At 36.0% G+C, this 14,156-nt stretch carries 12 protein-coding genes; 10 read left to right on the forward strand and 2 right to left on the reverse strand.

Annotation, left to right across the window (positions count from 1 at the left end):
- Window positions 1–101 precede the first annotated feature (101 nt).
- From trhO to FVB9532_RS00700, 7 genes are all read left to right on the forward strand, one after another.
- On the forward strand, window positions 102–1,133 hold the full coding sequence (gene trhO, locus FVB9532_RS00670) for an oxygen-dependent tRNA uridine(34) hydroxylase TrhO (protein WP_150543286.1): 1,032 nt from the start codon (window positions 102–104) through the stop codon (window positions 1,131–1,133).
- A gap of 132 nt (window positions 1,134–1,265) precedes the next feature.
- Window positions 1,266–1,487: a hypothetical protein gene (locus FVB9532_RS19365; RefSeq protein ID WP_194716452.1), complete on the forward strand. Its 222-nt coding sequence runs from the start codon at window positions 1,266–1,268 to the stop codon at window positions 1,485–1,487.
- Window positions 1,488–1,662: 175 nt separating this feature from the next.
- Window positions 1,663–2,823, forward strand: a complete 1,161-nt coding sequence (locus tag FVB9532_RS00680; RefSeq protein WP_150543288.1) for a PSP1 domain-containing protein — start codon at window positions 1,663–1,665, stop codon at window positions 2,821–2,823.
- Window positions 2,816–3,298 carry a gliding motility lipoprotein GldH gene (locus FVB9532_RS00685; RefSeq protein ID WP_150543289.1) on the forward strand — a complete coding sequence of 161 codons (483 nt, stop codon included), beginning with the start codon at window positions 2,816–2,818 and terminating at the stop codon, window positions 3,296–3,298. The genes FVB9532_RS00680 and FVB9532_RS00685 overlap by 8 nt, the downstream gene beginning before the upstream one ends.
- Window positions 3,299–3,317: 19 nt before the next feature.
- A complete protein-coding gene (locus FVB9532_RS00690; RefSeq protein WP_150543290.1) occupies window positions 3,318–5,654 on the forward strand; it encodes a penicillin-binding protein 1A in 2,337 nt (778 codons plus the stop codon).
- Window positions 5,655–5,763: 109 nt separating this feature from the next.
- Window positions 5,764–6,465 carry a CoA transferase subunit A gene (locus FVB9532_RS00695; protein ID WP_150543291.1) on the forward strand — a complete coding sequence of 234 codons (702 nt, stop codon included), beginning with the start codon at window positions 5,764–5,766 and terminating at the stop codon, window positions 6,463–6,465.
- A gap of 58 nt (window positions 6,466–6,523) precedes the next feature.
- Window positions 6,524–7,177 (forward strand): CoA transferase subunit B, encoded by a 654-nt coding sequence (locus FVB9532_RS00700; RefSeq protein ID WP_150543292.1) that lies wholly within the window; start codon window positions 6,524–6,526, stop codon window positions 7,175–7,177.
- A 255-nt stretch (window positions 7,178–7,432) separates the two neighbouring features.
- Here FVB9532_RS00700 and FVB9532_RS00705 read toward each other — a convergent pair whose 3' ends face one another.
- Window positions 7,433–8,299: a sterol desaturase family protein gene (locus tag FVB9532_RS00705; RefSeq protein WP_150543293.1), complete on the reverse strand. Its 867-nt coding sequence runs from the start codon at window positions 8,297–8,299 to the stop codon at window positions 7,433–7,435.
- 94 nt (window positions 8,300–8,393) lie between these two features.
- Between FVB9532_RS00705 and FVB9532_RS00710 the strand changes: the two genes are divergently transcribed.
- Window positions 8,394–8,894, forward strand: a complete 501-nt coding sequence (locus FVB9532_RS00710) for an SRPBCC family protein (RefSeq protein WP_150543294.1) — start codon at window positions 8,394–8,396, stop codon at window positions 8,892–8,894.
- Window positions 8,895–8,920: 26 nt separating this feature from the next.
- On the opposite strand, the gene FVB9532_RS00715 is transcribed toward FVB9532_RS00710, so the two are convergent.
- Window positions 8,921–10,606, reverse strand: a complete 1,686-nt coding sequence (locus FVB9532_RS00715; protein ID WP_150543295.1) for an ABC transporter ATP-binding protein — start codon at window positions 10,604–10,606, stop codon at window positions 8,921–8,923.
- A gap of 134 nt (window positions 10,607–10,740) precedes the next feature.
- On the opposite strand from FVB9532_RS00715, the gene FVB9532_RS00720 reads away from it, so the two are divergent.
- Window positions 10,741–10,956 carry a hypothetical protein gene (locus tag FVB9532_RS00720; RefSeq protein ID WP_150543296.1) on the forward strand — a complete coding sequence of 72 codons (216 nt, stop codon included), beginning with the start codon at window positions 10,741–10,743 and terminating at the stop codon, window positions 10,954–10,956.
- An 85-nt stretch (window positions 10,957–11,041) separates the two neighbouring features.
- Window positions 11,042–14,140 (forward strand): GEVED domain-containing protein, encoded by a 3,099-nt coding sequence (locus FVB9532_RS00725; protein WP_150543297.1) that lies wholly within the window; start codon window positions 11,042–11,044, stop codon window positions 14,138–14,140.
- The last annotated feature ends 16 nt before the right edge of the window (window positions 14,141–14,156 follow it).

Here is a 14,156-nt window from a genome sequence, read left to right on the forward strand (position 1 = left end):
GCCATAAAAACGCCCTGAAAATTGACTTTTTCAGGGCGTTTTTAATTGAAAACAATTACTTTTGCAGCTTAACTTTTGTTTAACTTATAAAAAGGTATAGCATGCAACTGTACAACAAATTAAGTGCAAAAGAAAGAGAAGCCTTGCTCGAAGAGGCCGGAGAAGATAGGCTAACCATCTCTTTCTACCAATATGCAAAAATCGGTAACCCAGAGCTTTTTAGAAATCATTTATTTGTCGCTTGGGATCAAATGGAGGTCTTAGGACGTATTTACGTTGCTCACGAAGGAATTAATGCTCAGCTTTCTGTTCCTGCTAAAAAATTCAATACATTTAAAGCATTTATCGATGATATCTATTTTTTAAAGGATATTCGGTTAAATATCGCTATTGAGCAAGATCTAAAATCGTTCTTGAAATTAAAGATAAAAGTAAGATCTAAAATCTTGGCAGACGGTCTTAATGATGAAACTTTTGATGTTACCAAGAAAGGAGAACATGTAGATGCTGAGAAATTTAACCAGTTAATAAGCGATCCCAATACCATATTGGTAGATATGCGTAATCACTACGAAAGTGAGATAGGTCATTTTCAAGGAGCAATCACTCCAGATGTAGATACCTTTAGGGATTCTTTAGATATAATTGAAGAAGATTTAAAAGAACATAAAGAAGATAAAAACTTAGTCATGTACTGTACAGGAGGGATCCGCTGTGAAAAAGCAAGTGCATACTATAAGCATAAAGGATTTAAAAAGGTTTTTCAATTAGAAGGAGGTATTATTGAATATACCAGACAGGTTCGTGAGAAAGAGATAGAGAATAAGTTTATTGGAAAAAACTTTGTGTTCGACCATCGTCGTGCTGAAAAAATTTCAGAAGATGTAATTGCGCAATGTCACCAATGCGGAAAGCCTTGTGATACTCATGTAAACTGTGCAAATGAAGCCTGTCATTTACTGTTTATTCAATGTGAAGAATGTGCCGAAAAAATGGATGATTGCTGCTCAGACCATTGTAAAGAAATACATGCATTGCCTTACGAAGAACAAAAAGCCTTGCGAAGAGGAAAGCACAATAGCAATAAGATTTTTAAAAAAGGAAGATCCGAGGTTTTAAAATTCAAACACTAAGGCTTGATAAATAGCTATCATATATCAGAAAGGCAAAAAAGTAAAATAAGGCTACTCTCTTTTTTAGTGGGTAGCTTTATTTTAATTCTTGGTTTATTTAATCTGACGGTCTGGTTTTATAAGTTTGATAACTTGGGTTCTTTTATTGAAGCCAAAAAAAGTTATTTACGGCATTTTCCAGAAATTATACATTATCCTTCCTATATTAATGCAGCAGCAATGACAGCTATTGTGTTCTCTATTTTCTTCTTCAGGATTGCTGCCCATCAAGATCAACTTCGTTTTTTAAGTATTATAGGAATTTTAGGAAATGTTGTTCTTTGGAGTGCAAGTATTTGGTTGATGTTTAGCTAACAAAACTTCGGTGAGCTCTTTCTTATGAAATTTTAAGCTTAAAAATTCTCTTCCAAACATCATTTTTCTTTCTCCTCACAATAAATTGGTATATTTACCATTTAAAAATAAATAATAATCATTATCAATACGGAAGCTTTGTAGTTTCTAGTATTTCAATATATAACATAAGTTTATGGCGTGTGGAAGTTGCTCGACCAAAGATGGTCAGCCAAAAGGATGTAAGAATAACGGAACGTGTGGAACCGATAGTTGCAATAAACTTGCGGTTTTCGATTGGCTCTCCAATATGTCCCTTCCGGGAGGTATAGAGCCTTTTAACTGTGTAGAAGTACGTTTTAAAAACGGAAGAAAGCATTTTTATAAAAATACAGAGGGATTAAGTTTAACCATGGGAGATGTGGTGGCTACGGAAGCTTCGCCGGGTCACGATGTAGGTGTTGTTTCTTTAACCGGGGAACTGGTGAAAGTACAAATGAAGAAAAAACGTGTAAAGTTAGATAGTCCTGAAGTCAACAAAATATATAGAAAAGCCAGTCAAAAAGATATAGATGTTTGGCAGTCTTCTAGAGAACGGGAAGAAGCTATGAAAGTCCGTGCTAGGGAAATTGCGATTAAGCTCAATTTAAAAATGAAAATTAGCGATATCGAATTTCAAGGAGATGGTTCAAAAGCTACTTTTTATTATACTGCAGAAGACCGTGTAGATTTTAGACAGTTAATTAAAGAATTTGCCAAAGAATTTAAAACACGTATAGAAATGCGTCAAATTGGTTTCCGTCAGGAAGCGGCACGATTGGGCGGTATTGGTTCTTGCGGTCGGGAGCTATGTTGTTCTACTTGGTTAACAGATTTTAGATCGGTTACTACTTCCGCAGCAAGATATCAGCAACTTTCTTTAAATCCTCAAAAATTAGCGGGGCAATGTGGTAAATTAAAATGCTGTCTTAACTATGAGCTAGATGCTTATTTAGACGCACTCAAAGATTTCCCCAAACAAGACGTGAAGTTACAAACCCAAAAAGGCACTGCGGTTTGTCAGAAAATAGATATTTTTAAAGGAAGCCTTTGGTACGCTTACGAAGGAGAATGGATGAACTGGTTTGAGCTTACGAAAGACCAGGTGAAAGAGATTATAAAAGCAGCCCAAAAGAAAAATCCCGTAGCAAGTTTAGAAGAATTTTCTGCGGAATTGGAAAAAGATGTTACCAATGACTTTAGCAATGTGGTGGGGCAAGACAGTTTAACGCGTTTTGATAAACCTAAAAAAGCGAGTCATAAAAAAAGAAGAAATAATAAGAAGCGGAGACGCAAAAAGCCTAGAAATAATGCGTAAAGCTTTGGTATGTTCTTTGGTAGCAATTGTATGCTTGGTCGCTTGCGATTCTAAGCGGGTTTACGATGAATATCAATCAGTGCCGGAAAGAGGTTGGGATAAAGATTCTATGATTACTTTTAAAGTTGAAAAAATAGATACGCTCAAACCTTATAATTTATTCATTAACCTAAGAAATAATAATAATTATAACTATAACAACATATTTTTAATTACGGAGATGAACTTCCCGAATGGAAAAGTAATTTCAGATACTTTAGAATATGAAATGGCTTACCCTAATGGTGATTGGATGGGGCAAGGTTTTGGCGATGTTTACGAAAGTAAACTCTGGTACAAAGAAAATGTACGCTTTCCCGAAACCGGAACTTATCAGTTTAAAATTAGGCAAGCCATGCGAAAAAACGGAAATGTAAACGGTATTTCAGAATTACAAGGGATTACCGATGTAGGTTTCAGAATAGAAAAACCATAACCTTTAATTCAACTTTAAAGTGACTTCAAAAAAATCGACAAATAAAACTTCCTTTAAAAAATTCATCCTTTGGTTTTGGGGATTATTCTTAGGAGGTGTTCTTATCGTTATCTTATTGTTTTTAATGGCCGGATGGGGCGTATTTGGTAAAATGCCAACTTTTGAAGAATTAGAAAACCCAGAGACCAATTTGGCTACAGAGGTTTTCTCTTCCGACGGAAAAACTTTAGGTAAATATTACAATGAAAACAGAACTCCTGTAAAATATGAAGATTTACCCAACAATTTAGTAAACGCTTTGGTGGCTACCGAAGATGAGCGTTATTACGATCATTCCGGAGTAGATGCCCGTGGAACTTTAAGAGCAGTAGCTTATTTAGGTTCTAAAGGAGGTGCAAGTACGATTACACAGCAGTTATCAAAACTTTTATTTTCCAGTACTCCCGATAATAAGATAGAAAGGGTTTTTCAGAAAATTAAAGAATGGGTTATCGCTGTAAGGTTAGAACGTCAATATACCAAGCAAGAAATTATTACCATGTATTTTAATAAGTACGATTTCTTGTATCAAGCGGTAGGTGTACGTTCAGCATCTCGAATTTATTTTGGTAAAGAACCCAAAGATTTAAAAACAGAAGAAGCCGCGGTATTGGTGGCGATGCTCAAAAACCCTATTTATTTTAATCCTGCCAAAGAAAAATTTAAAGATAATTCGCTAGCGAGAAGAAATCAAGTTCTAAAGCAAATGGAGAAAAATGGTTATTTAACTACTGAAGAAAAAGATTCACTTCAGAAATTACCTTTAAAAATAAATTTCTCTCCAGAAGGCCATGATGAAGGAGTTGCCACTTATTTTAGAGCTTATCTACAAGGGTTTCTGAAAGATTGGATAGAAAAGAACCCGAAACCTGACGGAGAAAAATATAATATTTACCGTGATGGGTTAAAAGTATATACGAGCATCGATTCCCGTATGCAAAAATATGCAGAAGAAGCGGTAAAAGAACACATGAAAAATCTTCAAGCAGAATTTGATAGTCAAAATAAAAAAAATAAAATTGCACCTTTTAGAGGAATTGGAGAAAAAGACATTCAAAAAATTGTAGATCGAGCTATGAGAAATAGTGATCGTTGGCGCGAAATGAAAGAAAAGGGCATAGATGAAGATAAAATTTTGGCTTCTTTCGACAAAAAAGCAGAAATGCGGATTTTCTCTTGGGAAAATGAGCAGGATATTGACACCCTCATGACGCCAAGAGATTCTATTTTATATTACAAGTCTTTCTTAAATGCAGGAATGATGTCTATGGAACCACAAACCGGAGAAGTTAAAGCTTGGGTGGGTGGTATTAACTTTAAGCATTTTAAATACGAACATGTAAAGCAAGCTAGAAGACAAGTAGGTTCAACATTTAAACCATTTGTGTACGCTACAGCCATAGATCAGCTTCACCTATCACCTTGTTATAAGCTACCTAATACTATTCATACCATTCCCGCAGGAAAACACGGCGTAACCCAAGATTGGTCACCAAGGAATTCAGGAGGAGAATACGGCGGAATGGTCACTTTAAAAAATGCATTGGCAAGATCTTTAAATACAGTAACTTCCCGAGTAATTGATAAAGTAGGGCCTGAACCAGTGATAGATTTACTGAGTAAATTGGGAGTAAATACAGAAAATATTCAACCTGTTGCCGCTATTGCTTTGGGAACGGTAGATTTGAGTGTTTTTGAAATGGTTTCAGCCTATAGCACTTTTGCCAATAAAGGAGTTTATGTAAAACCCGTTATCGTTAATCGTATTGAAGATAAAAATGGAACAGTACTTTACCAACACGTTCCTGAAAGTCGGGATGTGATGAGTGAAGAAGCCGCGTATGTAACCATTAATTTAATGGAAGGGGTAACTCAAGGAGGTTCTGGTACACGATTAAGAACTACTTGGTCTCCACCTTATTATAAAAATGTAGTTACCGGCCACCCTTACGAATTTAAAAATGCTATTGCCGGAAAAACAGGAACCACTCAAAATCAAAGTGACGGTTGGTTTATGGGGATTGTTCCCAATCTAGTAACCGGCGTTTGGGTAGGTGGTGAAGATCGGGCGGTACATTTTCCTTCCATTCGATATGGGCAAGGAGCTACCATGGCTTTACCTATTTGGGGCCTTTATATGAAAAAAGTTTATGCCGATAAAGATTTAGGAATTTCAAAAGAAGAATTTGAACGTCCAGAAAATTTAAGCATTGAAGTAGATTGTAGCGGCTATGAAGAAGGAGGTGGTGAAAAAAGCGATCAAGAATTATTAAAAGAAAAACAAGAAAAAGAAATAAGTGATGATTTAGATTTTTAAATCATTACCATCCTTTAGTTAAATAAACCCATTATTAAATTATTGATAATGGGTTCTTTTATTGTGGCAATCTTGTAATTTTCCTATTTTTAAAGAAAATTTTTAGCAAATGATTAAAAAAACGGTCAATAATGTTCAAGAAGCAATAGAAGGCGTTCAAGATGGAATGACGTTTATGTTAGGAGGCTTTGGTCTCTGCGGAATTCCAGAAAATGCTATTGCAGAACTTGTACAACAAAACATAAGAGACATTACCTGTATCTCTAACAATGCAGGAGTAGACGATTTTGGATTAGGCTTATTGCTTCAGAAAAAGCAAATCAAAAAAATGATCTCCTCTTACGTAGGTGAAAATGCCGAGTTTGAACGGCAAATGCTCAGTGAAGAATTAGAAGTTGAATTAACACCGCAAGGAACTTTAGCTGCAAAATGCCAAGCCGCCCAACAAGGCTTTCCTGCCATTTACACACCCGCAGGCTACGGAACAGAAGTTTCCATGGGCAAAGAAACCCGTGAATTTGAAGGTAAAATGTATGTCTTGGAAGAAGCCTATAAAGCCGATTTTGCTTTCGTAAAAGCTTGGAAAGGGGACGAAGCAGGAAATCTTATTTTTAAAGGAACCGCCAGAAACTTTAATCCCTGTATGTGTGGCGCTGCAAAAATTACTGTTGCAGAGGTAGAGGAGTTAGTTCCTGCAGGAGAATTAGACCCTAATCAAATTCATATTCCGGGAATTTTTGTACAACGAATCTTCCAAGGAAAAAATTATGAAAAGCGAATAGAACAAAGAACGGTAAAAGCTAAAAATTAGCAGTAGGCCGTGAACGGTAAGCAGTATTTTTCGCAATTTAAAATTTTAAATCAACAACATGTTAGATAAAAACGGAATAGCACAACGCATCGCCAAAGAAGTAAAAGATGGCTATTATGTGAATCTGGGAATCGGGATTCCTACTTTAGTGGCCAACTTTGTGAGGGACGATATAGAAGTAGAATTTCAAAGTGAAAACGGTATTTTAGGAATGGGACCTTTTCCTGTGGAAGGCGAAGAAGATGCCGATCTCATCAATGCCGGAAAACAAACCATAACCGCATTACCGGGTGCAAGTTTCTTCGATTCTGCCACCAGTTTTGGGATGATTCGCGGTAAGCACGTAGATTTAACCATACTTGGCGCAATGGAAGTTGCCGAAAACGGAGACATTGCCAATTGGAAAATCCCCGGTAAAATGGTAAAAGGAATGGGTGGCGCGATGGATTTGGTTGCTTCCGCAGAAAATATCATTGTCGCCATGATGCACACCAATAAAGCCGGTGACTCTAAATTACTTAAAAAATGTAGCTTGCCCTTAACTGGAGTCGGTTGTGTGACAAAAATAGTAACCAATCTTGCCGTGATTGAAGTTGTCGAAGAAGGTTTTAAACTTTTAGAACGTGCGCCAGGTGTAAGTGTAGAAGAAATACAGAAAGCCACCGAAGGGAAATTGATCGTCGAAGGCGATATTCCCGAAATGATTTTATAAAATGATGATGGCGTTTCCCGATTTGAAAAAATCGGGAACGCGCTATCCGTTAAATCTTTTTTTGCCACTTATCAAAGCAAAAAAAGGATATCACTCCTATCGCTAACGCATTTTTAGCTGAAATTTTAAGTCAGCATCTCATCAAGCGTCATTAAAAGTGGTAGAATAGAACTTGATATCAGAAATTCAAAGGATTTCATCGAATTCAGCTAGCTAAAAATTTTCTTGAAACCGTTTTTTCAGCAATAACAAGGCTTAGTCCACCTTTTTATCTTCATACAAAGCCTCGGGTGGCTGAAACAATAATTGAACGGCTTTAACCGGGTTTTTTGATTTTCTCATTTTCTTAAAAATGTCCCCCCAAACGTGAAACACTAATTTCACCGGATTATAATGCTTCGGCTGATCCAAAATACCGTAAATGGCCTGTTCATCTTCCGGCTGAAAAGTTCCAAACATTCGATCCCAAATAATAAAGGTAGAACCATAATTTTTATCAAGGTAATGCGCATTTTTTCCGTGATGAACGCGATGATGAGAAGGTGTTACAAAAACATAACTAAACCAGCTTGGAAGCTTTCTAATATATTCCGTATGAATCCAGAATTGATACAATACTGCAATTTGATGGCAGATAAAAAACACTACCGGATGAAAGCCCATTAAACTAATGGGTAAGAAAAACACCACTTTAATTTGTTGCGTCCAAGAAAGACGAAAGGAGGTAGATAAATTATATTTTTCAGAATTATGATGCGTTACGTGTGTAGCCCAAAATAAGCTCGTTTCGTGTCCAAAACGATGCGCCCAATACCGGCAAAAATCTAAAGCAATAAAGCAAAGAATAGAAGTCCACCACGTAACAGGAATACTCCATGGCACGATATTATAAAACCAAATCACCGAGCCAAATAAAATAGATTTAATTAGCAAGTTTTGAAAAACAGAAACCAACCCAATACTTAAGGAAGCAAAAAAATCTTTTTTTTCGTAGAGTTCCTTTTTTTGTTTCCAACTAAAATAAAACTCAAGTAGGGCCAAGCCAATCATAATAGGTGCCGCGTATAGTATTAAATCGGGAGCATTAGATAGGACGTCGTCGAGGGAGATCTTTTGTTTCATAAGTAATCAATATAACGTAAATCAAGCGGATAGAAAAAATATGGAGTATTAATTTTTAATTATTAAATTAGAAAAATTTATAAGGATTAAAAAATTGCCGGTAATTTTACTCCAAACTAAGATTCAAGCTCAAAGAGAAAGGGTTTTCGATTTATCGAGAAGTTTAGCTATTCATATAGCTTCAACATCAAAAACAAATGAAAAAGTAATCTCTGCAAAGAAAACAGGTTTGTTAGAGTTAGATGAAGAAGTTACTTGGCGAGCAAAACATTTGGGAATTTATCAAAACCTCACTTCAAAAATAACTAGCTTAAATTACCCTAATGCTTTTGTAGATGAAATGCAAAAAGGCATTTTTAAAAGCTTTACCCACAAGCATATTTTTAAGAAGATTTCAGCGCGAGAAACCTTGATGATAGATGAATTTAATTATGAATCACCTTTAGGGTTTTTAGGTAAGCTTGCAGACTTACTTTTTCTTAAAAAGTATATGGAAAGATTTTTAAAAGAAAGAAACCAAGTCATTAAAGAAGTGGCAGAATCTGGAGAGTGGGAAAATTATATAAATGATTCAAAAGGCCTCACAGGTTTTTAAAATCTGTGAGGCCTTGAAAGGTAAAATTAAATCCCTTTTGGGATCGCGTCAATCAACTTTTGGGTATATTCTTTTTCAGGATGAGCATAAATTTCATCAGCATCGCCTTGCTCTACAATTTTACCTTGGTTCATCACCAGTAACTGGTCGGCCATATATTTTACGACCGCCAAATCGTGCGAAATAAAAATATAAGTAAAACCGAAATTCTCTTTCAGTTCGTTTAATAAATTCAACACTTGCGCCTGTACAGAAATATCTAAGGCAGAAACCGACTCGTCGCAAACAATTAATTGAGGCTCTACAGCAATCGTTCTTGCAATCCCGATACGTTGTCGTTGACCGCCGCTAAATTCGTGCGGATAACGATTAAAATGAGTTTCATCTAACCCAACACGCTTTAATAATTCTAAGGTTTTCTTTTTTCGTTCTTTATTGTTCTTGTGGAGGTTGTGCACTTCCATCGGTTCCATAATAGCTTTCCCAACAGGAATACGCGGATTTAAGGAAGAAAACGGATCCTGAAAAATTAACTGAATTTCTTTACGAAGTTTTCTCAATTCAGACGTAGAGATTTTTGTAATATCCCTTCCATGGTAAAAAACTTTTCCGGCAGTAGCTTTGTCGAGTTGTAGGATTACATTTCCCAAAGTCGATTTTCCACAGCCCGATTCGCCCACCAAACCTAAAGTTTCTCCCTCATAAATTTTAAAACTTACATCGTTTACCGCTTTTACCGAAGTTTTTTGTTGAAATAACCCGGGATTGCTCACAAATTCTTTTTCAACATTTATAACTTCCAATAAAGGCTCTTTTCCATAAATTTTTTGATGGCGTTTTTCCCGTTCCGTTTTCGTTTCTACTTCTTTAGAAATGGTGTTTTCTAAGAAGTTTTTTACCGTAGGAAGTTTTTTTAATCGCTCGGTAGTAGAAGGCTTTGAAGCTAAAAGAGCTTGGGTGTAGGTTTCTTTTGGCTGAAGAAATAATTCGGCAGCCGAATTCTGTTCTACAATTTCGCCTTGATAAATTACCACAACCCGGTCTGAAATTTCTGAAACTAATGCCAAATCATGTGAAATAAAGATGATGCTCATTTCAGTTTCCTGCTGAAGTGATTTTAGCAATAATAAAATTTCTTTTTGTACAGTAACATCGAGTGCAGTAGTAGGCTCGTCGGCTATAAGAATTTTGGGTTTACAAGCAATTGCCATGGCAATCATTACCCGCTGTTTTTGTCCACCACTAATTTGATGCGGATAAACTTCGTAAATGCTTTCCGGTCTTGGAAGTTTTACTTTTTTAAATAAGCATAGGGTTTCCGCTTTAGCTTCTTTTTTTGTGAGTTGGTGATGTTCCAATAAAATTTCGGAGACCTGTGGTCCGCATTTCATGGAAGGATTAAGCGAACTCATCGGTTCTTGGAAAATCATAGAAATCTCACCACCTCTAATTTTTCTGAATTCTTTAGCAGAAAATGGAAGTAGATTATTCTCTTGAAATATAATTTCACCATTAGTAATTTTTGCCGAAGCGGGGAGTAAACCTAAAACCGCTAAACTGGTAAGGGATTTTCCCGATCCTGATTCCCCAACAATTCCAAGAATTTCATTTTTAAATAATTGAAAATCAATGTTTTTTAAGGTTTCTTTAAAATTGTTATCAATAGAAAAACCAAGCGTTAAGTTTTTTATATGTAGAAGAGGAGAACTCATGAAATGTTAAAATTTTGTGCGTTTCATCGATAAATTGACATTTAATCTGTAAAAAGCTTGTTTTTAACGATTATATTGTATTATTTAGATAAAAATTACATATAGTTTATTATTGAAAACTAAAATCGCCCATTATGACATTAATTTACAGAAATGTTTACGATTTCATCAAAGATGAAAAGCGTAATGTTAAACAACCACCAAAGCTGAAAGGTTTAAAAGTAACCAAAAAATTTCTACAGTATTATCATTTTGACTTCCTTTCTTCTATTTTTAAGCGATATAAAGCTTTCCCACTAGCTTCGCTATTCTACCCCACTACTTTATATCATCGCTTTTATTGGCGTTAGTTACTTTGTTTATTTCTATATAAAATATTTCTAGGGGATTTTACACCCTTTTTTCAACCAATTTTTAACTCTAAAACTTTTATCGATGATTAAAAATTATTTCGATAAAAAGAGAGTACTCTTCTATTCTCTTTTTCTAACGGCTGGTTTTGTTTTTTCTCAAACCGATAGTCAACAACAACAAATAAAAAGTAAATATAACCAACAAAAGTTGAGTTCGATTCAAGAACGCTTAGATACCAAAAACAAACTTCAACAGGAAGAGCTTAAAGTATTAGCCATTCAACGAGGGCTTAAAAAAAGAATTGTACTTCCGGATGGTGGAGTAGCAGAACTCCAATACATCGCAGAAGATGGAAGCCCGATCTATTACCGAACTTTTAATGTAAATGCAGCAAAATCTACCCGTGCTAATTACTTAAATTCCGGAGGAGGTCTTGGTTTGAATATCGATGGACAAAACATGATTGCTTATGTATGGGATGGCGGTCACGCAAGGGTTTCTCATCAAGAATATGATGGTGCAGGTGGAAGTAATCGTGTAAGCGTTGAAGATGCTTCTTCTGAAGTAGGAACGCAACTTAATTTTCACGCAGCTCACGTGACCGGTACTATTGCGGCTTCCGGAGTTCAAGCAAACGCAAAGGGAATGGCACCTCAATCAAGGGTGCGTGGATATATGTGGAATAATGATGTGGCAGAAGCTACTTCAGCAGCAGCGAATGGAATGCTGCTTTCTAACCATAGCTATGGTTATAGATCTGACTTGGTTCCAGACTATTATTTTGGAGCTTATATTGATGAATCAAGAGATTGGGATGAACTTATGTATAATGCTCCCTATTACTTGATGGTAACGGCTGCAGGAAACGACGGTAATAATAATAGTTACAATGGTTCTCCTTTAAACGGTAATTCTTCTTACGATAAACTTACGGGACATGCTACGTCTAAAAATAATTTAGTAGTTGCCAATGCGCAAGATGCCAATATAGATTCAAACGGGAATTTAGTAAGTGTAAGTATTAATAGTTCAAGTAGTGAAGGTCCTACCGATGATTTACGTATTAAACCTGATATTACCGGTAATGGTACTTCGGTAACTTCAACTTACGAATCTAGTGATTCTGCTTACGGAACCATCAGCGGGACGTCCATGGCTTCGCCTAATGTTACAGGAACATTATTGCTGCTTCAACAACATTACAATAACATAAATGGAAGTTTTATGCGTGCTTCTACCTTAAAAGGATTAGCCTTACATACCGCAGATGATGCCGGACCTAATGGACCTGATGCAGTATTTGGTTGGGGACTTTTAAATGCAAAACGCGCTGCAGAAGCGATTACGGAGGAAGGTTCTTCTACTAAAATTGAAGAATTAGTACTTAATAACGGTGAAACTTACGAAATTACTGTAAATGCAAACGGAATTGAAGATTTAATAGCTTCTGTTTCATGGACAGATTTACCAGGAACGGCCACCACACAAACCAACTCTTCTACTCCTAGATTGGTCAACGATTTAGACATTAGGGTAACAAAAAATGGAACTACTTATTTTCCTTACCGATTAACCTCCATCACCTCTAATGGAACGGGAGATAATAAAGTAGATCCTTACGAAAGGATAAATGTTAATAATGCTTCCGGGACATACACCATCACCGTTTCTCATAAAGGATCTTTAAGTGGAGGAAGTCAAAATTTTAGTTTGATAATTACTGGAATTACAGAAGAACCTGCGGTTTGTGAGGCAACGACACCAACAAATCTAAGTATCTCCAGTATTAATGCTACTTCAGCTACCGTTAATTACGATGCGGTGACAGGAGCAACTTATGATGTGCGTTATCGAGAAAGTGGAGCTTCTTCTTGGATAGTACAAAGTACCTCAGGAACTTCGGTTAACCTTACTAATTTAACAGCAGAAACTTCTTATGAAGTTCAAGTAAGAAGTAAATGTGATACTTCTACTTCAAATTATTCTTCAACAGAAAGCTTCACTACAACCAATACTCAGTTAAGCTATTGCGCTTCACAAGGAAATAATGTAAACGACGAATATATAGGTAGGGTTCAAATAGGAACTATTGATAATAGCTCGGGATCAGGCAATGGATATTCAGATTTTACCAACTTAAGTACCGGTTTAGATAAAGATGCTTCAGCAACAATTACCATTACTCCTACTTGGACGGGAACCCAGTATAATGAAGGTTATTCTGTTTGGGTTGATTATAATCAAAATGGTGATTTTACCGATGCAGGAGAACAAGTGTTTACGCAAACAGCAACACAAACTTCACCCGTTAGTGGCAGTTTTACTGTGCCCACTTCAGCATTGGAAGGAAGCACAAGAATGCGTGTTTCTATGAAATACAATGGCGTTGCTACTTCTTGTGAAAGTTTTTCTTATGGAGAAGTGGAAGATTACACGATTATAATTAATGCAAGCGCTTCTGTTTCTTATTGCTCAAGTGGAGGAAACGATTCTTCATATGAATGGATAGATAATGTTTCTTTAAACGGAATGAGTAATTCTACAGGAGATGATGGGGGGTATGCTGATTACACTTCTCGTGTAGCGAACTTATCTTATGGTGAAAATACTATTCAATTTAGTGCAGGTTTTGCCAGTTCCAGTTATACTGAATACTGGAAAATCTGGGTAGATTACAATAAAAATGGAACTTTTGAATCTAGTGAATTAATGGTAAGCGGCTCAAGCAGTAGTAGTAATAATTTGAGTGCTAGCTTTACCGTTCCCACTTCTGCTTTAACAGGAACTACGAGAATGCGTGTTTCGATGAAGTATAATTCAGAGCAAACGGCTTGTGAAAGTTTTTCTTATGGAGAAGTAGAAGATTATACAGTAAACATTGGTCAATCTGTAACTTCGATGACTGCTTATGATGCAGTTGGAGAACAGTTGGGCAATGCAGAAGCTTCTTTTGAAGCGAGTTTATATCCAAACCCGGTTAGCGGAAGTAGATTGAATGTACGAATGAATGATGCAAGGGAAACTACTTATCAAGTATTTGATATGATGGGAAAAAAAGTATTACAAGGAGATTTATCTGCTAGTAATGCAATTAATGTTTATGGCTTATCAAGCGGCGTTTATATGCTTAAGTTAAATGACGGACAAAAAGATATTGTCAAGAAGTTTATTAAGCAGTAAGCATTTATTTTTTCAT

This window comes from Mesonia oceanica (assembly GCF_902499555.1).
Taxonomy (GTDB): Bacteria; Bacteroidota; Bacteroidia; order Flavobacteriales; family Flavobacteriaceae; genus Mesonia; species Mesonia oceanica.